The organism is Lactobacillus sp. ESL0233, from assembly GCF_003692995.1.
GTDB lineage: Bacteria > Bacillota > Bacilli > Lactobacillales > Lactobacillaceae > Lactobacillus > Lactobacillus bombicola.
Genome location: NZ_REHH01000007.1, coordinates 273,098 through 291,254, shown reverse-complemented (window position 1 = coordinate 291,254; position 18,157 = coordinate 273,098). Strand labels below are relative to the sequence as shown.

Sequence of the window (18,157 nt, the reverse complement as noted above, 5' to 3'; positions counted from 1 at the left end):
CATTGATAGTAATTTTGGCGATTAGTAAAAGACCAATTTGAGAAAACCTTAAGAAGTAAGCCATAAATCGTATCCGATACTATGAAATATGTCTTATGATATTTAGCTAAGATAGTATTATTGTTCTAATAATTTGGTATTTATAAAAAGGCAAGAAAAATTTGCTGTGATAAGGTAAAACAGAAGACAGCTAAAGAAGTTGCACCAATAACGTCTGAAGGATAGTGGGCTTTCAAACTAATCCTTGATATCACTACCATTATCCAAATGACAGCTAGTGTAATTATTAACCCATTACCAAATTTTGTTCCAAAAATTTCCCAAATAATTAAGACCATACTAGTAGTTCCTAAGACATGACCACTAGGAAAACTATAACCGTCTTCAAGACTGGAGTGCATGAGTGGACGCTTGCGGTGCATCCACTTTTTTAATAGCAGCCCACTTAAATCGGTAAAACCAAGAGTAAATAAAACCCAAAGTGCGGCTAAATTCTTTTCTTCATTAATTAGGAAACTAGCCAAAAAAATATCCCAAACTACTAAGAGTTTTGGATCATTGATGAAAGTAATTATTTGCCAGCTAAAACCATCATGTTGCCCAACTAATTTGTGATGGAGCCAATGGTCAAACAGATTAAATCGACGTGAGTTTCTAACATTAAAAATAAGTAGTACCAGTATTAGAGCGGACATAATTGCAACCCAGATGTTTAAATACAAGATAAATCCCTACCTATCAAACTTTAACTTTATTTGACTGTATTTTAACAGTTACCGAGGTTTCAATATACTTTAAAGTACACTCTTGAGTAAAAATTAAGAAAATTGCTAGTTATAAATGTTTTTTGTCATTAACTTGTTATTGGTTTAGTTAGAATTATAAACAATTAATTTTAAAAATTTAGTCAAATGTAATTGAATATTCCTAGGCAAAAATATTTTTTGCTTCATTAAAATATTTCTGCATGACTTAATAAATCAAGCTCTAATCCATGTCTTAGAAACTTAGCTTGAAAAAATGCCAACTTTGATTATAAAATATTATAATCTTAAAAGTCTAAATAGGAGAAATTAGAGGATGAAAAAACAAGAAAGTTTTACTGAATTACTCTAACTTGTTTTTGTTTAGTTTTGTGAAAGTACGATTTTTTAGATTATTTAGTTAACTTTTTTAAATAATATTAATTTAAGAGAGGAATTAATTATGAAAAATGCAACAAAAAAATACAATTTTATTTGCTAAAAAATGCGGATTTAATTGAAATACGCGGAGGCAAACATTCTGAAACAAATTTATTAAATAAATACATGGGTTTTTAGAAGTCTCAAAGACTAAAGAAATTAAAGCTAAAGGTTTTTATTATAATCAAAAATAATTTTGTTCTACTTAAAATTAATAAAAACATATTACTGCTACCTATAGACTTATAGCAAAGATTGTCTAATGAAAAAGTTGATTAATCTAAGAGAGAAGTAGGCTAGAAATTATTTTTTGTGAGTTTTTTTATATTAAAAGGACTAAAAAAAACTATTGTTGTAATAATAAATGTGGTAATCAAAACATATGTAATTGAAGCTAAAGTAACTAAAATATTATTTATATAATCTGTCGAATAAGAAGAAAAAAGGTAGTTGTTTTTAAATAATAAACAGCAATTTAGTATAAGAAAAACAAAAATAGAACATAAAAGAAAGACAAGTGCTTTTGGTTTAGAAAATTTACTCCATTCAGAATAAAAATTAAGATAAACAATATTGATTATAAAAGCTATAAATGGAGTATATTTAATAATCAATTTAAATCCAAAAAATCTCAGATAAGTCATTACGGCAAATGCACATAATAATAAATATAGTATAACGGTTAACGGCTTATTTTTCTTTTTTACATTATTGTCTTTTTTTAATTTTGTATCTTGTATACTACCTAGTTCATCAAGTGAAATTTCAAATATACTACAAAGTTTAGAAAGCATTTCAATATTTGGTGTACTACGATCATTTTCCCAGCTTGATACTGTTTTACGAGAAACTAGTAATTTTTTAGCCAATTGTTCTTGTGTAAGACCATATTTAATACGATAATGTTTAATTTTGTCTCCTAATTCCATCTTTATGACTTTCTATTAAAAAATTTAAATCATGTGTACATACATAGTGACATTCAAGCATTATTGGTTTAAAAAGACAATATAATATTTAAAAATTATAAAAGATAAATTTTATATCAATTATTTGTGATTTTTTCAGTACCAATTGTTGAGATGATATTTATTTAGAAATCATTTTTATAGCTTACTGTAGAAGTACATCAAGTAATAACTTTTAATATCATACTATTGAAAATATTTTTTTAAAAAATTGTTTGAGTGCATAGAAGAGGGGAGACTAAAATGAAAAAAAACGGGATTATAGAAAGCTTAATGGATATCCATAACCATATTTCTAAATGGAAAAGATTAAATATGGATAAATTAGAGAAAAAAAATACTTTTCTAAAATTCGATTCCCGTTTATGGTTCTGTGTTTTCATGGTATTGCAAGATTTAAATTTTAATTATGGGGGTAACGAATCTGTAAGTGTTATGGGCCCACTTTTTGTTTTTGATGTATTTGCAGAAATATGGACTGGCTTTTGTTATCAATGTGCTATCATTAAAGAAATTAACGCTAATAATATCAACGATTCAATGAAAAGATGGATTTTAATTAATACATCTATAAGAATGAGCTTGATTATTGTTAGTATCATGCTTTCAATTTGTACTTATACTAAAATGAAATTTAATCTTTGGTCAGTATTAATATTTTCAATAATAGCTAGCTTAATAGGAGATGGACTTCAAGTTTGTTTTTTAATAAAGAAAAACTGTTGGGAAAATTAATGTTACTTTGAATTTTCGAATAAGTTTCAAAAATCGCGAGAAAAATGTTAATAATAATTGTTTGTCTTTGCTTAAATTCTTTTGCATCAAATAATAATCCGTTTTTCAAAAATTTATTAAGCGATTTCTGCATGACTTAATAAATCAAGCTCTAATGCATGTCTTAGAAACTTAGCTTGAAAAAATGCTAACTTTGATTATAAGATATTATAATCTTAAAAGTCTAAATAGGAGAAATTAGAGGATGAAAAAACAAGAAACAGTTTTCGAAGCGTTAAAAGATATTTATCATCATCTGAAAGAATGGTCAGATCCTAGCTCTGCTTTAAAAAAGGGTAATCTCTTGCCACTGGCGATTGTAATTTTTTGTTTTCCAATTCCAAACGCAATTTTTTTACAAAAAAATGATTTTAGAAGTGGTTTAATTGCCCTAGTATCTCTAATTATAGCTTCTGCTGATATTTTTATTTATCAGCACTTATTGAAAAAAAGTATTGATAATGGTATGTATACCCAACAAATTAAACATTCAAGTATGATAGTATCTGGTTTAAGAGGACTAGTTATTGCAATAGCTGGAATAGAAGTAATTCAGTCTTTCTCAAAAGTTAAAATAAATGTAGGGTTAGTAGTTCTGCTGGGGATTGCAGCAAGTGCGATAGGTGTCGGCCTTCAAAAATTGTTTATTAACCACCATTCTTAGTTTTTTGATAAGTATGTAAAAAATTGAATATGAGAGAAACAAATAATGAACAAGTTAAATAAAAGTAAATTTTACATTTGCAATAACAAAGATTTAGGTAAAATTAATAGTGGGGTTAAAAGAGCGACAATGATGCTATAGATTTTTAATTACTATTGGAAAATTAATTAGAAATCTTCAAAATGTTTTTTCCTAAATTATAGAATGAAGTTGGACATTTGCCCTGATTAGAAAATAAAAAGTCCATTGGACCTATTTGCTAGAATGTAATTACCAATTCAATTCTAGCAAATAAAGTTACCAATGAACTTGCTTAATTCTAACATATCTAGGACGCATTTAAAGAGTCGACATCTTGCTTTTCGACTGGGTGAGGGCAAGGGTCCTCGCATCAAATAAGGTTTCCAGGTTATGTGAAGGTATATTTGAGAAAGAGTCAATAAGATAATTATTGAATATTATAATGCCAGAATTAAAAAGTAAGAAAAAGAAACTAGTAATAAAACTAGTTTCTTTTTTTGCTGAAAACGAGCCCAGTCATTGAATAATAGTAAATAGATGACAGACAAAGCTATGTTAATGAGTGGAGGATATACCAATATAATACTGTGTTTTAATATTTTGAGTTTTAGTAATATCTTGGTGCAGTAAGTAATCCAAGGTAATATTAAAAATGTCGCTTAATTTTAATAAAGTTTCGAGATCAGGCACACTACGATCATTTTCCCAGCTTGAAATTGTTTTTCTTGATACAAGTAGTTGACTGCCTAGTTGCTCTTGAGTAAGCCTGTTTTTGGTACGATAAAACTTAATTTTTAAACCTATTTTCATTTTTAAACCACCTTTTCAAAATTCCATATACATATAAATATATATTAAACCATTTTTCAGTTAAATTTAAAAATCAGTTTGGTCTTAATAATTTGTACCTAGCACTAACTACCAATTATTCATAGACTGTTGTTAGGTCTGGGTACAAATTGATAATAGATGTTGATTAAGCCAAAAATAATTATTTTTGGCTTAACTATAAATGATCAAAAAATCCTTCTAAATAGAGTCTTTTGAACTATGTCTTAGAAACTTAGCTTGAAAAAATACTTGCTTCAAGCATAAAATATTTGGCGTAAAGTGTTTCATTACAAACTAAGATTGCGTCATAGGAGTCCTGAAAGATATATTTTCTCACATTTTCAAATGGAAAAACCAAAATTCTGACTAAACTGGAATAAGAGATACATTTTTAAAATTGATGGCTATTAAAAGGAAGTTTTAATTTATACATCCTATGTTGAGATTCAAACTAAATTATCAGCTAAGCAGGCGAAAATATTCACTACGGCATGAAGGGTGATGCAACAATTCTAATAAAAAAGGAAAACGCTCTATCTTATTTTATAAATCAATTATTTAGAAAAAATTAAAAAGGTGGTTTTATATGCTGAAAATTGAACATCTTAGTAAAAAGTTTGATGACAAGGTCGCACTAGATGATATTGATTTTGTAGCTGAACCAGGTAAAATTTTAGGACTAATTGGTCAAAATGGTGCTGGTAAAACTACAACTTTTCATAGTATTTTGAACTTTATTAGCTATGACGGTAAGATTTCCTGGGAAAATAAACAGATAACTGAAGATAATTTTGATCAAATTGGTTATTTACCTGAAGAGCGCAGTTTGATGAAAGAGTTGACGCTTCAAAATCAAATTATTTATTATGCTCAACTCAAAGGGATGAAAAAGCAAGATATTTTAAGTAAAATCGATGCTTGGCTAGATTGCTTTGAGGTTAATGGAAATAAATCTGACAAAATAAAGACTTTATCAAAGGGTAATCAGCAGAAAGTACAGCTGATCTGTACTTTGATTCATCAACCAAAATTAATTATTTTAGACGAACCATTTAGTGGGCTTGATCCAATTAATACGGAATTACTAAAAACGGCAATTCTAGACGCTAAGAATAATGGAGCTATTATTATTTATTCAAGTCATGATATGGTGAATGTTGAGGAAATTTGCGATTCACTTTTGATGCTCAGAAAAGGCCAGGTAGTTTTAAAAGGTCCGGTTGAAGAAGTTCGAAATTCGTTTTCTAAAAATGAAATTCTTGTCAAAACAGCTACACCGCTAGCAGAACTAATTAAATTGCCACATGTTCAAACTGTTGAGCAGAGGAAAAATAATCGCTATTTATTAAGAATAGATGACGAAAAAAGCGGTCCGGAAGTCTTTGTAGCTTTGACAAAAGATCAGTATATTGAAGAATATCAGCAGCAAGCACCAACTTTAGCTGAAATTTTTCGGATGAAAGCGAGTGAGAAGAATACGTAAATTTGCTATTGTTGTTTGGCACACATTTTGCAAACAAGTAAAATCATGGTCATTCGTGATGTTATTTTCAGTACCACTTTTGCTCTTAGCTGTTACATTTGGAACCGAATACTTCATTATTAACAGCATGGGTGACACTTATGCTGTTGTCAGCAATAATCCGGAGATAAGTAAACCTTTTGTAAAAGCTAATGTTGAAGATTACGTTGATGACACTATCAAAACAGTTTCAATTGCTAAAAAGAGTTTACAAAATGTTGATATTGACGGTTATGTTGATATTGAAGTTAAACGTGGTCAAATTCAAGCCGATTATTTTGGTACTAAGAAAATTGATTCAAAGTTTAAAAAGAGATTAGTAAAATACCTGAAACAACTTCAAAATGAGCGTAGCAAGAAAGATTCTAAACTAAACTCATCTCAGACTCATCTGACTCCAGTATTAAGCGAGCACTTGCAGAAGATGACCATTAATCTCGGTGAAGATCCTCATCTATTTTTATCGACTATATTTGGAATTATGTTTGTTATCGTTGGTATTTATACTAATATTACCGCACAAGAAATTGCTGCTGATAAAGGGACAAAGATAATTGAGGTTATTTTTTCAAGCATTTCTGCCGTTAAATATTTCACTGGAAAAATTACTGGTATTTTAGGGCTTGTAGTTTTTCAATTATTGATTTATTTAATCATTGGAGCTACTGGGCTAGAAATGATTAAACATATACCGCAAGCTGCTCCTTTTATGGCGCAAACTAATTTATTAGCTTACGCCCGAGCTATTGTCCAAAGTCTTTTAGGAATTAAACTAGTATATCTTTTATTGGGAATAATTCTATTCATGATTTTAGCGGCATATTGTGGAGCAGTGGTCAAACGGACAGAAGATGCTTCAAAAGCTGCACAGCCAGTTACTTACTTCTCATTTGTTATCTTATTTATTGGATTAATATCAAGCAATATCAGTACACTAAAGAATCCTATTATAGTTTTTTTATCCTTTATTCCTGGATTCTCATCGTTTTTCATGCCTTTACGCTTAATTACTAAAACGGCTAATAATTGGGAGAGTGCCTTTTCTTTGCTTATTTTAATTGGATGCATTGGTTTATTAGTATTTTCTGTTGGCAAATCATATAAACGGTTAATGTTGCAAAACGATAGTAAGCCATTTTGGCAAAAATTAAAGAAGTCATAGTTAAAATGGATAACAATTATAAGAACAAATTTGGCAAAATTGTAAAATTAATTTTGCAGTTTTGCCAATATCATGTATAATTATGATTGTTGTGGAGAGTTGGCAGAGTGGTAATGCACCGGACTCGAAATCCGGCGAACCAAGTATTCCTTGGCGCGCAGGTTCAAATCCTGTACTCTCCTTAAATATGTTTAAAAAGGCTTGTAATATCAATGATTACAAGCCTTTTTATTACTTTCGTACGGCAAAAAAGACGGCGTTAAATTATCCGTTGATTTCTTATTGTAGGTATATAACAGTTCCTTACATCGAGGGCTTGCCAGATGACCAAGTAAGGTGGTCAAGAGACCCAGAAACTGGCAAAGGTGCTTATGTTGATAATATGACCTTTGATGAGTGGAAGAAACAAATTAAAATTAGACATGTTAATGAAAAGGAACAAAATCGTATTAATAAATATGAAAAAGTTGTTTCATCTATAAAAGAAATGCATAACATGTCGACTAAAGGTAAACCACTATCAGTTATTGGTAGATTATACAAAGGTAAGTTGGTTAAATATAGATATTACGATGAAACAGGTTTCGTTGACAAAGATTTAGACTTAACTGATCATGGCAATAAAAAATTCATATAATCGTACCGCATGTGCACTTGTGGTAAAGCAATTTGATAAAAGCCGTGGTAAAATAAGGTTATATAGAAGAACAGGTAGACCATTAACTGAAAACGAAATTGAGGACTTAAGGAGGTGGCACAATAATGAGCAATATTAAGAGTTTAGCTCAATTTAGAGAATTAATTGAAATAGGATACGAAATAGAGTTCACTTTAAATAAGCGACGTTGGTTATTGGAGCCTGACCCAAATGCACCTGACTTTTCAGAGAGTCGCGAGCTAGGTAGTGGCGACTATATTAAAAAGTTCAAAAATATTAATGAAGTATTGAACTTTGAAATTGATGGTAAAAAGTTATCAGAACTATATTCTAAGATGGATGATGTTCAATGGTAGTTATTGTATTTTTATAAGTAAGAAGTATTTTGCAGAAAAAGCTAGAAAAAATATTCTGAAAATAATAATCAAAACTAATAAAGTAGCTTAACAGCTGCTTTTTATTTTGCCCTGAGCATGGCATAAAAAGGCTTATTTTTTTACTGTACAGTATGCTAATTCAAACTTTTAAATAGAAATTTTTTCGATTATATTTAAAAAATGTTGTTGATAATATGTAAGGAGGTGAGAGATATGAAAAAACGGAAAAAGAAAAAAGCTACAGTAGAGATAACCATCAGAATCAACCTCTATTTTGTAGCTTTTGAATATCATATCTCATACGAGAAACAAGACAGGCAAGGAAGGCATTGCCTTCTTTGCCATATCTAAGTTAATTATAAATGCTATGGAGGGAATTTACAATGAAAAACTATTATTACCATCGGGAAAGGCCCCTAAAAAATAAAAACGGTATTGTTAAAACTAATTTTCAATTTTACCCAAAACGGTTGCTATTATTAATATCAATTATGGCAATTATTGGCGGAATAATTTTATGGGCAAAATAAGTGAAGCAAAGAAACGTGCTAATAAAAAATGGAACGATAAAAATAGAGTAAGGCTTCTTCACTTAAATATTTTAAAAAAGCTTGTAATATCAATAATTACAAGCTTTTTTATTACTTTCGCACGGCAAACGCACGGCAAAAAAGATGGCGTTAATTCATCCTTATTGTAGGTGTACAACAGTTCCTTACATCGAGGGCTTGCCTGATAGTTCCGAAAGATTGGCACGTAACCCTGAAACTGGTAAGGGTGAATATGTTGAAAACATGACCTTTGATGAGTGGAAAAAGCAATATGTCGATGGACAGAAACAGGGCTATACTGCTAGTTTGTTAAAACCTAAGCCGTTTCATGATATCAATCTTGATAAGGCTACAGAGCTTGAAATGAGGCAGTATATTACTGATAAATTTGGAATGCAGTTAAAAGAAACCAGTCGTACTAAGTTGTCTAGAACAGCACTTAAAGAAACAATAAAGACTGTTGGACAATTCAGTAATCTGTATGATGCACTGCCAGATAAAATACCAACATTAACAGCATATCCTCCTTCCAAAATGGGCAATACTATTGCTTGTTATTCCTCATATGTTAAAAGCAAAATGCCGTATGAATTTGGTTTAAATGTCAAATGGTTTAAAAGTGAAGCAGAGCTTAAAGACTCAGTAAGTAAAATGGTAAAAAGTCATTGGCTCTCAAACAATTCGGATGCAAATCATGTGATGCTACATGAGTTTTCTCATCATATTGATAGACAGCTTTCAAAACTATCAGGCAGTGATTTTTCTACCGCAATATTTGGCAAGATGAAAGAAGATTCAAAAACTATTGACATTAAAAAAATAAGTGATTATGCTTACAGTAGTTATATGAAATCAAATAGTTTAGCAGAACCATTTGCAGAGATAATGGCAGAAGCATATGGATCAACGCCTAGAAACCAAGCAAAAGAGTTCAAAGCTTACTTTGAAAAAATGGCACTGGAGGTAATAAACAATGCTGGACATACCAAAGGGATATAAATACTGGCACTATACTGACAGTGGTGCGGTAATAGAAAAAAATGCTCCTAATTGGGTTAAAGAAGAATTTGATGAATATCAGAAAACAATGAATCAATCATGCAAGCCCAATGAAAATGGAATAATTAAATATATTTAAGCAACTGTTCTAGTTGCTTTTTTTGTACTCAAAATTTGCCCTGAGCATGGCGTAAAAAGGCTTATTTTTTATACCTTGAAAGTGGTCGCCCCACGTAAAAGATTGCGAAAGAGGAAATAAGATGAAACGTGAAGAATTAAAAAAATTAGCTTTAACCGATGGACAGATTGACAAGGTCATGGGGTTACATGACGCTGATGTTGAGGCAATGAAAACCAAGACAGATGAGCTAGGCAAGACCAATGAGTCGCTACAAAGCCAAATTGCAGAGCGTGACAAGGATTTAAAGACGCTCAAAAAGCAAACTGGTGACAATGAAGGAAGTTCACAACTGGCAACACCGAAACTTATTATTGCTCACTCAACCGCTACACCAAATGGAGAAGCCTGGGCTATTTCCCGCAACATGAAAAATGGCATCAATGTTAGCCAGACTTACGTGCACTTTGTAATTGACAACAAAAGCATATATCAAGTGGGAGAGCTTGGATATGTAGCGTGGGGAGCGGGCAGTCCTGCTAACAACTTGGCACCAGTCCAGATTGAATTGTGCGAGTTTAGTAATCACAGACGTGCCATGAAAGCCTACAAACACTATGTCAATTGGTTACGCTGGTCAGCTAAAAAATATGGTATACCGTTAGCCTTGGACACTGGTTCATATCGTGGAATCAAAACTCACTCATGGCTTGTGCAATACGGTTACTCTAATACTGATCATGTTGCCCCATGGCAATACCTGCCAAAAATTGGGGTATCAAGGGCTAAATTCGCACATGATTTGACCAAAGGTTTTAGTGGGGCTAATATTGCGCTAACTAGATAACGGTTGTATAATATAGTTGGTGTATATACATTGCACTACAATCCAAAAATAAATTCGAAAAGTCACTCAGATTAATTTCTGGGTGGCTTTTTTTGTTATATAAAATAAAGAGCAGATATCTTATCTCCACCAAAATAAAAAGGCGATCCAATCAAGAATCGCCTTTTTCAATGCATTAAATCGCACCTATTGTACTAACTTTTAAAATTAGTACTATTTTTTTAAAATAGTACTACTCTTTTAAAAATATTATGTTATAATCTTTAAAGAACTTTAAAGTTTATTCTAAAAGAAAGGTTTGGTACTAATTATGTTCATTACTAAAATTATTGAATTCATTCTTAATATCCTTAAGCAAATTTTTGGTTAAGTAAATTTGTATAATTGTATGTGTATATGACTACACTTTAAATTCAACTCATTAAAGAAATTCTACTTATAAAGTAGAATTTTTTTAGTGTATAACCAAAAAGCAAAAATTTATAAACAAAAATATTATTCAAATAAATAGCAACTGATGGTTATTCTATAAAAAATTGATTCTTTTGTAAAGCAAAAACCATTAATTTTATGATGTGATAATTTTGCGGTTGATATCCTCCTTGTTGTAAGATGATATATTTATGTATATAACAAAACGATTCTTTAAGGAATCTTTTTGTTAAATTGTTTTGCTTCCTTATTAAGCAAAACCATTAGGCAGAACCGTTTGACTATCTTTACTTAAAAATGTATAATTTTAACATTCCGTTGTTTGTCGGATTCTTAACTTTATAAAAAGCCGCTCAAACTAATTTCTGGGTGGGTTTTTTGTGCGTAAAATTACGTTTAATTTTAATTTGTTAAAAAGTCCGTTTTTTGTGAATTTAGTATGGGAAATATCAAGATAAATGCCTAAAACAGGGTTTTTAACATTTTAATAAGCCACTCTAGGTAAAACTAGGGTGGCTTTTTTTAAAGAAATAGTTGACAGTACACGTTATGTAGTGCATCATATAATATGTAAGGAGGTGAGAGATAGGTGGCAAATAAGCAAAAAAGACTTCAACAAGAATCAAATGAAAAAATTGTTAAAGCCTTTTGTAAATAACCAAAAGATGTGGAGCTAAATTCCACTCTTTGCTATCTATTATAACATGACTGATAAAGAAAAAAGTACTATAGATCAGCAATAATTGCTATCTTGCTTGGAATAATATTATTCGAAATTGGTGAATTATTATGACTTTAAGTGAAGCAAAGAAACGTGCTAATAAAAAGTGGGACGAGAAGAATAAAGACCGAAAAAAATATTTAGTCTACAGGTCACAAGCCAAGAGTTTCATTCGTCGCTTTGCTACCAGCGAGGATTTAGACGAATTAGAAAAAATAATTGCAGAAAAACGGAAAAAAATATAAATTTCTGTTGACAATATATAGATATAAAGTTAAGAAAACAAAGGAGAACTTAATGTAGACGAAGAGAAATACGGCACTTTAGAGTTCGATAAAGAACAAAATTGTTGGATGCTATAACCAGACATTATTGATGAATTAAACTTTATAAAAAAGACGCCTAGAAATTAATCTAGGCGTCTTTTTTATAAAGTTAAGACCGAAAACATCGGAGTAAAATTATTATACATCTTTTTGATTTTTTTTGCAAAAAATCCTTGATAAATTAAAAAAAGTCACCCGCTTTTTTAACTTAATTTAACGCGTAAAGCATCAGTTAATAACTTTGAAAAGTTAACTCCTGCTTTTTCACCTTTAATGGCTAAATCTCTTGGGATAGTTGTATTCTTTTTAACAGTCGCTGGTTTAGTGATTTCTCTAGCTTCTTCCATATCGGCCAAAATATATGTGACAATTTTATTAGGATTGTCTTTTTTTACTTTTTCAATTGGACTATTAGTATATAGCTCATTTGAAGCAATCAAAATAGATTCTAAGCCCTCTTTACCACTGGCAATAGCTTCAGAAATACCTTTTCCCTCTCCGATAGCACCTGGCACATCTGGAAACGTTACAGTATATGTACCTTTTTCATTTTCAGAATCATCTAGTACCGCAGGATATGTATAAAATTTTTCTTTGTAGTATTTTGTCCCTTTATACATTTTAATTTTACCTCTATTTTTATTTTTTATTAACAATATTATACGCATTAGTACGCATATAAGTCAATAAAAAAACAGTTATGACTGTCTTTTTAAGTAATTACTTACTATCAAGCATTCTGACGATTGATTTATACGTCCCAATGCTAATACTATCTTTCAAGTGAGTGTAGGGAATAAAAATCATTTTTCCGGATTTATTCTTATAGATATGGTGGTCACCAGTTGTATGATGCTCTTCATATCCCTTTTTCTTAATTAAGTTAATGATTTCATTGGCGCTATGTTCCGTCATATTTTTCCTCCTTTAACGTGCATAATTATTTTTTATTCACAAATAAACAATACGCCTATATACGTATTGTAGCACAACAAGGAACTTATGCAATTGGTATACTTTGTGAAATTGTATTTTGGACGAAAAAAGGAACCCTATAAAATTAGGATTATTAAGTGTGAAACATGATAATTTCACAAAGTTTTATCATGGGCAATTATCAGCCTTGACTTAGTAGTATTTTTTAGGTATTTCCTATAATGCACATTATGTAAAGTTGGTACTGGTCTAGTTATAGTAATCTGCTTTCTAATGCTTCAGTTAAAATTTTAGAAAAATTAATTTTTTCTTTTTTTCCTAAATCCACCAAATATTCTGGTAAGGATACTGTTTTTCTGACTGTCTTTGATGCCCGTTTTCTATAATCTTTAATATTGACAGGTACAAGTGTTGTGATTGCTTTTTTAGCCTCGGCAGGAATGTCAACTTCATTAAGCGGTGTTGCTTTCGGATAGTTGGTGGTATCAGCTAGCATACAGCCAATTAAATCGCCTGCCATATAGATAGCATTATCTAAGCTGGTTCCTTGTGTCGCTAGACCTTTTTCCCCTAAATCTGGAACAAAAACATTATAGCCTTTTTCAGCAGCCCAAATAACTACTGGATATGTTAATAGATCTTTTTCTTGCATAATTTTTTACACCTCTATTTTTTAAAGGATAACAGATATAGCAAAGAAGGCTTATTTTAAGCCTGCTTCTTTCAGAATTGCGTCTTGCGTGATTCTTTGCCGCCATGAATGGGAACTGGAACTGAGATATTTTTATTTTTGTTATACATTATTAAATGTGAGGTTCCATTCTTGCGTTTTTTCACAAAACCGTTTTTCATCAACAATTTTACTATTTGTTGTGGTTTCATTGTCATATCTGTTATTCCTCCCTTCTCAACTTTATATAACTTTTATACGTAATTTACGTATAAAAGTCAATAGGACTAAAAATAAAGTTTTGATTTTTTGATGTGTTATAATGGTCAGCACTCTTACTATCTTTAATTGGTCGAGTTATTTTTACATTGAAAAATAAAAGCCATTCAGGAAGTAACGTGAGTGGCTTTTTTGTGCTTAAAATTACGTTTAATTTTAATTTGTTAAAAAATCTGGTTTTTGCAAATTACGAAGTAAATTTACTAATGAAAATTTAAAAAAAGCGCTTTTTTACAAAATATTAAATAAGCACTCTGGGAGTAATTCCTGGAGTGCTTATTTTTGTGCAAAAAATATAAATTAATTGTCAGATATTATTTACGATGTACGCTTGATAGTGTATTATATAATATGTAAGGAGGTGAGAAATAGGTGGCAAAGAAAAAGAAAAAAATGCTTCAACAAGAAACTCAAGCTAAAATTGCTAAATATACAGCAATAGCAGCTTGGTCAGCCCCAGTAGTTGAGTTACTAAGGCTTATCAGAAGTCTTGTAAAAGCATTTTTGAAATAACTGAGTAGTGAGGATAAGTCCTCACTACTTTGTCATCTAAATAATAACATGAGTGATAAAGAAAAGAAATATTATACATCTGCATTTTTGGCAATTATTATAGCAATAATATTATTTACGATAAGAAAGGTTTTATTTTAATGAACAAATTGACTGAAGCACGAGAAAAAGCCAATCGAAAGTGGGATAGCAAAAATAAAGAGCGCAAGCGCTATTTAAATAAACGCTCAACTGCTAAAAGTTTTATTCTAAATTTAGCCACTCAAGAAGACTTGGAAACCATTAAGAAATATGTGGCACAACGCGAAAATGAATTGAACAAATAAAATAAGCCACTATGGACTGTGGGTTGGGATGGTTTATTTTTTCTTTGTAACTAATTTTATAATTAATTTAAGATTGATTGTAAGAACAAAAAATAGTTTACAAATAAGTTTGCAATGTGTAGAGTTAGATGTAGAAATTAGTATTTTTCTAAGTTCTAAGGGAGGTATATTAGTATGTTTACTGAATTGAACATTATAATTAAAAAAGCTACTAAGCTTTTAAGTGTATCTTATAATAGAACAGGACATAATTACAGCCATAATAAAACGCCTTTAAAGGCTTCTATAGGGGGTTTTATTGAACAAGACTGGATTAACGTAGGAAATGATTTAAGACGTGGAATTTTAGATTATGGGACATCAAAATTTAAATAATGAGTCAGGAACAGAATATTAACATTAAAGCTGATCAAACTTTGAATCAGAATGAGGAAGGGCAAGAGCTTGACAAAGAAATTATTAAGCAAGTTGAAAATTCTGATATTCCAAAGGATGAGCAGGAACATATCATTGCGGCAATGTCGATGTATTCAGGTCCAATTCCTCACCCGAAGTTGTTAGCTGGATATGAGGCACTTTATAAAGGAGCCGCAAAAAAGATTATTGATAATGGTATTGCAGAGTCTGAGCAACGAAGAAAATTAGAAGAAGAACGTCAAAGAAGACGTGGAAGGTTAGCTTGGGTTAGTTTGATTATAACAGGTTGCTTTGTTCTCTTTTTTACTATAGGTGCAGTTTATTTAATTATGAATGAACATCCTTATTTTGGTGGAGCATCAGGACTAATATCGTTTTTTACATTTATGGGTTCTATATCTAATAATATTGATACGTTATCGGGAAATGACGATTTAACTAACAATAAGGATCACGATAATATTGACTAAAATTAAATGCCATTCAGAATAGATTCTGAGTGGCTTTTTTGTGTGCTATAAAACTTGCTAATTCAAGCTTTTAAATAGAAAACATTTCAGAATATGTTGGGCAACGTAGGATTGAATTAAAAGCATAGTGTGATGCTCGCCAAAATGTTCGCCGACTTTGTAATTAGTTGTTATTAATTATGATCAATCAATTTATAAATATTGATATTTCAGTGATTGTGAGATGGTTAAATTATTTATTTTTAATAAATTAGACTGTACTCTCCTTAAATATGTTTAAAAAGCTTGTAATATCAATGATTACAAGCTTTTTTATTACTTTCGTACGGCAAAAAGACGGCGTTAAATTATCCGTTAATTCATCCTTATTGTAGGTGTACAACAGTTCCTTACATCGAGGGCTTGCCAGATGACCGAGTAAGGTAGTCAAGAGACCCAGAAACTGGTAAGGGTGAATATGTTGAAAACATGACCTTTGACCAATGGAAAAAGGCAGTTGATTATCAAAGGAAAAATGAGTCGCTACCGAATACTGCTGCGAGATATATTTCAAAAAAGGGCAAGTATAACTGGAACGAACTCAATGCAGAGCAGTATAATAAACATGTAAGAAGTACACCTGAATTTGATAAATATGGCAAGAAACGAGAAAGTAATAGTAAGAATCAAATTCTATTTAAACATGAATCATATATTGGTTTTTGGTCTGACATAAATGGTAATTTATACCCAACTAAAAATGGACGTATTTCATATAGAAAAAGCAAAGGGGCACATATTACACCTAGAAAGCCAGATTATTTAAAGTAAGGAGGGCAAATCATGAACCCACGAAAAATGACGATTAAAGAAATTGATCAGCATTTCTATGGCAGGAATGTGAAGTTCACTTTAAAGAATGGTAAGCATAAAACGATATTTGTTGAGGACATCTTAAATGAAGATGATGATGAGCCTGAGCTTACTTTCATTGGCGGAACTTTAGAAGATGAGATAGGCATTTCTGATATTGTTAGTGCAGAACCAGCATAGGTAGAGTAATGAGTAACAACGATTATTTTACAATTGCTTATAAAATATTGAGTTATCTAAAATATTGCTATGAGAACGGTCAAGATACAGACCCTAATATATTGAAAGCTGATACTTTCGATTATATCGCAGCAACAATTCATTCGCACGCTACAGATGCTAAGTGATGATGGCTACATTAAAGGACTTACGTTTTCACCAGTGTTAGATGGTGGCATATTGCTAGGAGGTGGCAAAGCCACTTTTTGTTTTATACTTCCTAGTATTGTCTGCGTCATACCACGACACTTGTGCTTGCCAACTGTTGCCGCGTTTTTTAAAATACGCCATATTTATTTCCCCTTTAAAATTTGCTAAAATAGGGTAGACAAAAAGCTTTGGCTAATTGTTTACATGTGAAGCCTTTAAGAATAGTTTTCCAGACGAGTTCTTAAGGGCTTTTTTGTTTTATTCATAATCGGTTAATTCCGTTGAAAAATTTGCACGGACCCCATATTGCTACACCAAAGTTCAATACGATTTTTTTTATTATCTATCTCCTTAGGTTGCTTTCTATGATATTTGTCATCGTAAATTGGAACATTTTTAGGATAAAATGTAATAGCATAATTGATTGCTCCGACATCTTCACTAGCTCCAAAGAAGTGATTATTTTTAGACCATTTTAATTTAGCACTTTCGTATCCCTTACCAGAGGCAGATTTGACAGTAATATATTTTCCATGAAAAGTTTCAAATTTAGTTCTTCCATCTCCACTAAATTCTTTTATTTGATGTTTTGTGATTTTTAACTTAAATATCGGATGTTTAGGATCTAACTTATACCAAGTAATACCTCTACCATCATAAGCATTGTGCATTCCTGCAACTTGCTTCCATTTACCTAATAAGCTAGTGTAGTCTCCCTTTTTAATTTGTTTAAAGTTTATTTTTGAAGTGCTATTGTTTGTAGCTACTGTGGCATTAATTATAGTGCTACTAGTAGTTATCAGACCTAAACCCATTAATAGGGTACTGAATACTGCAGTTACTATTTTTTTCATAATTAATCTCCCTCTAATCTGCCATAGGTTGAAGCTATGGGCAGAAAATTTAATGTTTTACATTACAGCTCTAGTAGCTGTTTTTTTAATGCTCTTCAATATACAAGGTATCACGATACTCATTAAAATCAAAGGTTAATTCCTTATGTTTAGTAAGAAATTCTTTGATTTTATTCATAGGTACCTTAAAGGATTTCTTGCGCTGGCTAGCAAAAAAAGTAATCACCTCTCCTTAGCTTAATCCAACAAGTTGGATTGCATTATCCGAGGGTGATTACCTTGACTGATATAATACTTATATTAATTATAATACTAC

29 protein-coding genes and 1 tRNA gene are annotated in these 18,157 nt (G+C 30.9%); 20 read left to right on the top strand and 10 right to left on the bottom strand.

Annotation, left to right across the window (positions count from 1 at the left end; all coding sequences use genetic code 11):
- Positions 1 to 140 precede the first annotated feature (140 nt).
- Positions 141 to 695: a phosphatase PAP2 family protein gene (locus F5ESL0233_RS04475; RefSeq protein WP_122059253.1), complete on the bottom strand. Its 555-nt coding sequence runs from the start codon at positions 693 to 695 to the stop codon at positions 141 to 143.
- Between the two features lie 785 nt (positions 696 to 1,480).
- Positions 1,481 to 2,113 (bottom strand): helix-turn-helix transcriptional regulator, encoded by a 633-nt coding sequence (locus tag F5ESL0233_RS04470; protein WP_090092160.1) that lies wholly within the window; start codon positions 2,111 to 2,113, stop codon positions 1,481 to 1,483.
- Between the two features lie 282 nt (positions 2,114 to 2,395).
- Here F5ESL0233_RS04470 and F5ESL0233_RS04465 point away from each other — a divergent pair, with 282 nt between their 5' ends.
- Both F5ESL0233_RS04465 and F5ESL0233_RS04460 read left to right on the top strand, forming a co-directional pair.
- On the top strand, positions 2,396 to 2,887 hold the full coding sequence (locus F5ESL0233_RS04465; RefSeq protein WP_090092159.1) for a hypothetical protein: 492 nt from the start codon (positions 2,396 to 2,398) through the stop codon (positions 2,885 to 2,887).
- 244 nt (positions 2,888 to 3,131) lie between these two features.
- Positions 3,132 to 3,590 (top strand): hypothetical protein, encoded by a 459-nt coding sequence (locus tag F5ESL0233_RS04460; RefSeq protein ID WP_122058961.1) that lies wholly within the window; start codon positions 3,132 to 3,134, stop codon positions 3,588 to 3,590.
- Between the two features lie 576 nt (positions 3,591 to 4,166).
- Here F5ESL0233_RS04460 and F5ESL0233_RS04455 read toward each other — a convergent pair.
- On the bottom strand, positions 4,167 to 4,421 hold the full coding sequence (locus F5ESL0233_RS04455; protein WP_122058960.1) for a helix-turn-helix domain-containing protein: 255 nt from the start codon (positions 4,419 to 4,421) through the stop codon (positions 4,167 to 4,169).
- 607 nt (positions 4,422 to 5,028) lie between these two features.
- Between F5ESL0233_RS04455 and F5ESL0233_RS04450 the strand changes: the two genes are divergently transcribed.
- From F5ESL0233_RS04450 to F5ESL0233_RS04410, 11 genes are all read left to right on the top strand, one after another.
- Positions 5,029 to 5,925, top strand: coding sequence for an ABC transporter ATP-binding protein (locus F5ESL0233_RS04450; protein WP_122058958.1), 897 nt, complete (start codon positions 5,029 to 5,031; stop codon positions 5,923 to 5,925).
- Positions 5,909 to 7,126: an ABC transporter permease gene (locus F5ESL0233_RS04445; protein ID WP_158593129.1), complete on the top strand. Its 1,218-nt coding sequence runs from the start codon at positions 5,909 to 5,911 to the stop codon at positions 7,124 to 7,126. The genes F5ESL0233_RS04450 and F5ESL0233_RS04445 overlap by 17 nt, the downstream gene beginning before the upstream one ends.
- Before the next feature lie 93 nt (positions 7,127 to 7,219).
- A tRNA-Ser gene (locus F5ESL0233_RS04440) sits at positions 7,220 to 7,308 on the top strand.
- Between the two features lie 89 nt (positions 7,309 to 7,397).
- Complete coding sequence (locus F5ESL0233_RS04435) at positions 7,398 to 7,763, top strand: hypothetical protein (protein WP_158593128.1); 366 nt, start codon at positions 7,398 to 7,400, stop codon at positions 7,761 to 7,763.
- A gap of 125 nt (positions 7,764 to 7,888) precedes the next feature.
- A complete protein-coding gene (locus F5ESL0233_RS04430) occupies positions 7,889 to 8,140 on the top strand; it encodes a hypothetical protein (RefSeq protein ID WP_122058954.1) in 252 nt (83 codons plus the stop codon).
- Between the two features lie 234 nt (positions 8,141 to 8,374).
- Entirely contained in the window at positions 8,375 to 8,512 is a 138-nt protein-coding gene (locus F5ESL0233_RS08280) for a hypothetical protein (protein ID WP_158592390.1), read from the top strand.
- A 32-nt stretch (positions 8,513 to 8,544) separates the two neighbouring features.
- The gene (locus F5ESL0233_RS08275) at positions 8,545 to 8,691 is read left to right on the top strand and encodes a hypothetical protein (protein WP_158592389.1); all 147 of its coding nucleotides are present in this window, start codon (positions 8,545 to 8,547) and stop codon (positions 8,689 to 8,691) included.
- Between the two features lie 219 nt (positions 8,692 to 8,910).
- Entirely contained in the window at positions 8,911 to 9,711 is an 801-nt protein-coding gene (locus F5ESL0233_RS04420; RefSeq protein WP_147442584.1) for a hypothetical protein, read from the top strand.
- Positions 9,686 to 9,850 carry a hypothetical protein gene (locus F5ESL0233_RS08320; RefSeq protein ID WP_165777870.1) on the top strand — a complete coding sequence of 55 codons (165 nt, stop codon included), beginning with the start codon at positions 9,686 to 9,688 and terminating at the stop codon, positions 9,848 to 9,850. The genes F5ESL0233_RS04420 and F5ESL0233_RS08320 overlap by 26 nt, the downstream gene beginning before the upstream one ends.
- Before the next feature lie 121 nt (positions 9,851 to 9,971).
- Positions 9,972 to 10,676: an N-acetylmuramoyl-L-alanine amidase gene (locus F5ESL0233_RS04415; protein ID WP_122058947.1), complete on the top strand. Its 705-nt coding sequence runs from the start codon at positions 9,972 to 9,974 to the stop codon at positions 10,674 to 10,676.
- A 1,218-nt stretch (positions 10,677 to 11,894) separates the two neighbouring features.
- Entirely contained in the window at positions 11,895 to 12,074 is a 180-nt protein-coding gene (locus tag F5ESL0233_RS04410) for a hypothetical protein (protein WP_122021742.1), read from the top strand.
- Positions 12,075 to 12,358: 284 nt separating this feature from the next.
- On the opposite strand, the gene F5ESL0233_RS04405 is transcribed toward F5ESL0233_RS04410, so the two are convergent.
- From F5ESL0233_RS04405 to F5ESL0233_RS04390, 4 genes are all read right to left on the bottom strand, one after another.
- The gene (locus tag F5ESL0233_RS04405; RefSeq protein ID WP_090092126.1) at positions 12,359 to 12,775 is read right to left on the bottom strand and encodes a type II toxin-antitoxin system HicB family antitoxin; all 417 of its coding nucleotides are present in this window, start codon (positions 12,773 to 12,775) and stop codon (positions 12,359 to 12,361) included.
- 100 nt (positions 12,776 to 12,875) lie between these two features.
- Positions 12,876 to 13,070, bottom strand: a complete 195-nt coding sequence (locus F5ESL0233_RS04400; protein WP_122058946.1) for a type II toxin-antitoxin system HicA family toxin — start codon at positions 13,068 to 13,070, stop codon at positions 12,876 to 12,878.
- 274 nt (positions 13,071 to 13,344) lie between these two features.
- Positions 13,345 to 13,743 (bottom strand): type II toxin-antitoxin system HicB family antitoxin, encoded by a 399-nt coding sequence (locus F5ESL0233_RS04395; RefSeq protein ID WP_090092122.1) that lies wholly within the window; start codon positions 13,741 to 13,743, stop codon positions 13,345 to 13,347.
- A 71-nt stretch (positions 13,744 to 13,814) separates the two neighbouring features.
- Entirely contained in the window at positions 13,815 to 13,979 is a 165-nt protein-coding gene (locus F5ESL0233_RS04390) for a type II toxin-antitoxin system HicA family toxin (protein WP_228150135.1), read from the bottom strand.
- 433 nt (positions 13,980 to 14,412) lie between these two features.
- Between F5ESL0233_RS04390 and F5ESL0233_RS08315 the strand changes: the two genes are divergently transcribed.
- From F5ESL0233_RS08315 to F5ESL0233_RS08270, 7 genes are all read left to right on the top strand, one after another.
- Positions 14,413 to 14,553, top strand: coding sequence for a hypothetical protein (locus F5ESL0233_RS08315; protein WP_090092120.1), 141 nt, complete (start codon positions 14,413 to 14,415; stop codon positions 14,551 to 14,553).
- A 140-nt stretch (positions 14,554 to 14,693) separates the two neighbouring features.
- Positions 14,694 to 14,879: a hypothetical protein gene (locus tag F5ESL0233_RS04385; RefSeq protein WP_090092118.1), complete on the top strand. Its 186-nt coding sequence runs from the start codon at positions 14,694 to 14,696 to the stop codon at positions 14,877 to 14,879.
- A gap of 174 nt (positions 14,880 to 15,053) precedes the next feature.
- Positions 15,054 to 15,254 carry a hypothetical protein gene (locus F5ESL0233_RS04380; protein ID WP_122058944.1) on the top strand — a complete coding sequence of 67 codons (201 nt, stop codon included), beginning with the start codon at positions 15,054 to 15,056 and terminating at the stop codon, positions 15,252 to 15,254.
- A complete protein-coding gene (locus tag F5ESL0233_RS04375) occupies positions 15,254 to 15,766 on the top strand; it encodes a DUF2335 domain-containing protein (RefSeq protein ID WP_233554962.1) in 513 nt (170 codons plus the stop codon). Before F5ESL0233_RS04380 ends, F5ESL0233_RS04375 begins: the two co-directional genes overlap by 1 nt.
- A 468-nt stretch (positions 15,767 to 16,234) precedes the next feature.
- A complete protein-coding gene (locus F5ESL0233_RS04370; protein ID WP_122058942.1) occupies positions 16,235 to 16,576 on the top strand; it encodes a polymorphic toxin type 50 domain-containing protein in 342 nt (113 codons plus the stop codon).
- A gap of 12 nt (positions 16,577 to 16,588) precedes the next feature.
- Positions 16,589 to 16,798, top strand: coding sequence for a hypothetical protein (locus tag F5ESL0233_RS04365; RefSeq protein WP_118897872.1), 210 nt, complete (start codon positions 16,589 to 16,591; stop codon positions 16,796 to 16,798).
- 8 nt (positions 16,799 to 16,806) lie between these two features.
- Positions 16,807 to 16,965 carry a hypothetical protein gene (locus F5ESL0233_RS08270; RefSeq protein WP_158593127.1) on the top strand — a complete coding sequence of 53 codons (159 nt, stop codon included), beginning with the start codon at positions 16,807 to 16,809 and terminating at the stop codon, positions 16,963 to 16,965.
- A gap of 55 nt (positions 16,966 to 17,020) precedes the next feature.
- Here the strand turns inward: F5ESL0233_RS08270 and F5ESL0233_RS04360 are convergent, their stop codons facing one another.
- The 3 genes from F5ESL0233_RS04360 to F5ESL0233_RS08265 all read right to left on the bottom strand — a co-directional run bounded on the left by F5ESL0233_RS04360 (position 17,021) and on the right by F5ESL0233_RS08265 (position 18,067).
- The gene (locus tag F5ESL0233_RS04360; protein WP_122058941.1) at positions 17,021 to 17,128 is read right to left on the bottom strand and encodes an Arm DNA-binding domain-containing protein; all 108 of its coding nucleotides are present in this window, start codon (positions 17,126 to 17,128) and stop codon (positions 17,021 to 17,023) included.
- A 131-nt stretch (positions 17,129 to 17,259) separates the two neighbouring features.
- Positions 17,260 to 17,841, bottom strand: coding sequence for a DUF6287 domain-containing protein (locus F5ESL0233_RS04355; RefSeq protein WP_122058939.1), 582 nt, complete (start codon positions 17,839 to 17,841; stop codon positions 17,260 to 17,262).
- An 85-nt stretch (positions 17,842 to 17,926) separates the two neighbouring features.
- On the bottom strand, positions 17,927 to 18,067 hold the full coding sequence (locus F5ESL0233_RS08265) for a hypothetical protein (RefSeq protein WP_158593126.1): 141 nt from the start codon (positions 18,065 to 18,067) through the stop codon (positions 17,927 to 17,929).
- Between the last annotated feature and the right edge of the window lie 90 nt (positions 18,068 to 18,157).